The sequence below is a fragment of the Arthrobacter sp. 2YAF22_2 genome (assembly GCF_052114645.1).
GTDB lineage: Bacteria > Actinomycetota > Actinomycetes > Actinomycetales > Micrococcaceae > Arthrobacter.
Genome location: NZ_JBFRFD010000596.1, coordinates 1 through 2,001 on the forward strand (window position 1 = coordinate 1; position 2,001 = coordinate 2,001).

1 protein-coding gene is annotated in these 2,001 nt (G+C 68.4%); it reads left to right on the plus strand.

Going from position 1 to position 2,001, the window contains the following annotated elements:
- The first annotated feature begins 151 nt into the window (after positions 1-151).
- The gene (locus AB4Y86_RS17690) at positions 152-1,840 is read left to right on the plus strand and encodes a long-chain-fatty-acid--CoA ligase (protein ID WP_441403463.1); all 1,689 of its coding nucleotides are present in this window, start codon (positions 152-154) and stop codon (positions 1,838-1,840) included.
- Positions 1,841-2,001: the final 161 nt, after the last annotated feature.

A 2,001-nucleotide genomic window follows, 5' to 3' on the forward strand; every position in this document is an offset into this window, starting at 1 on the left:
GGTCCGCACCCTAGGGGCACCCAACTGACTCGCAGTTGTTGGCGTTCTCAGCGCTGAAAACGACAACAACTGCGAGCTACTTGGGCCGGGGACGGGCCGGGGCGGCGGGTTGGGATTCGCCCCGGCAGGGAGTTCGCGAAATGATGTGGGCATGGAGCACACTGACCAGCAGCCCTGGGTGAAGAACTACCAGCCGGGCGTCCCCGCCGAGATCGAACTGCCCACCGAGTCCCTTGTCGCGATGCTGGAGCGGTCCGTGGCCGAGGCCGGGAGCGCGCCCGCCCTGGAATTCTTCGGCCGTCGCACCAGCTACACCCAGCTTGGCGAGCAGGTGGACCGGGCCGCCGAGGGACTGCGCCGGCTGGGCGTGCGGGCCGGCGACCGGGTGGCACTGATCCTGCCCAACTGCCCGCAGCACGTGGTGGCCTTCTACGCGGTGCTGCGCCTGGGCGCCGTCGTGGTCGAGCACAACCCGCTCTACACCTCCCGCGAACTCCGCCACCAGTTCGAGGACCACCAGGCCCGCGTCGTGATCGCCTGGGACAAGGCCGCGGCCGCCGTGCGCGAGTTCCCGTCCGACGTCGAAATTGACCACGTGGTGGCCGTCAACCTCCTCGAGGCGTTCCCCGCCGCCAAGCGGGCCGCCCTGGCCCTGCCGGTCAAGAAGCTGCGCGCAACGCGGGCCTCGCTGACCGCCCCAGCGCCCGGGACCATGCCGTGGAAGGAACTCCTGGGCCACGGCCGGATCGACCCCGGCCACCCGCGCCCCTCGGTGGATGACCTCGCCGCGATCCAGTACACCTCGGGTACCACCGGCCGGCCCAAGGGCGCGATGCTCACGCACTTCAATCTGTACTCCAACGCCCTCCAGGGCGAAGCCTGGATGGCCGGCGCGGAGTACCGCAAGGAAGTGTTCTACGCGATCCTGCCGATGTTACATGCCTTCGGCATGACCCTGTATCTGACCTACGGCATCAAGAAGCAGGGGCTGCTGGTCCTGTTCCCCAAGTTCGACCCGGACCTGGTGTTGGCGGCGATGAAGAAATCGCCCGCCACCGTCTACTGCGCGGTCCCGCCGATCTACGAGCGCACCGCCATGGCCGCTAAGGAGAAGGGCGTCTCGCTGCGGTCCTGCAAGTACTGCATCTCCGGGGCCATGAACCTGCCGGACCATGTGGTGGAACTGTGGGAGTCGGTCTCCGGCGGCCTGCTCGTGGAGGGCTACGGCATGACCGAATCCTCTCCGGTGGCGCTCGGCAACCCCTTCCACCCCACCCGCCGCACCGGCACCATCGGGGTGCCGTTCCCGTCGACCCTGATGCGGGTCGTGGATCTGGACGACCCCACTGCCGACGTGCCGCGGGGACAGCCGGGCGAGCTACTGCTCAAGGGCCCGCAGGTCTTCCAGGGCTACTGGAACAACCCCGAGGAAACCGCGAAAACCCTTACCGAGGACGGGTGGCTGCGCACCGGCGACGTCGTCACCGTGGACGGGGACGGCTTCACCACGGTGGTGGACCGCGCCAAGGAGCTGATCATCACCGGCGGGTTCAACGTGTCGCCCACCGAGGTGGAGTCCGTGTTGCGCCTGCACCCGGAGGTCCGGGACGCGGCGGTGGTGGGCAAGCCGCTGGAGCGCGGCGGCGAAATGGTGGTGGCCGCTGTCGAGCTTGAACCAGGCGTCGAGCTGGACGAGGACGCGCTGCGCGCCTACTGCCGGGAGCACCTCGCCAGTTACAAGATCCCGCGCCGGATTGTGCCGGTGGCGGATCTGCCGCGCTCCATGCTGGGCAAGATCCTCCGCAAGCAGGTCCGCGACGAGGTCCTGCCGGAGTTGTAGGGATGAACACGACCGCAGCGATCGATTTCCGGCCCGGAACGCGCCGGCCCGGTAACCTCAGCGTGTCCTGGATCCACGGCTCGGAGTCGGCGAAGCACAACACGGACCCGGACATCCAGGTCCACGCTTACGACGAACACACCCTCGTGCTGCGCCAGAAC

Bases quoted from the DNA above. Each gene is read 5' to 3' on its own strand.
- AB4Y86_RS17690 (WP_441403463.1), top strand. From the start codon at position 152: ATGGAGCACACTGACCAGCAGCCCTGGGTGAAGAACTACCAGCCGGGC.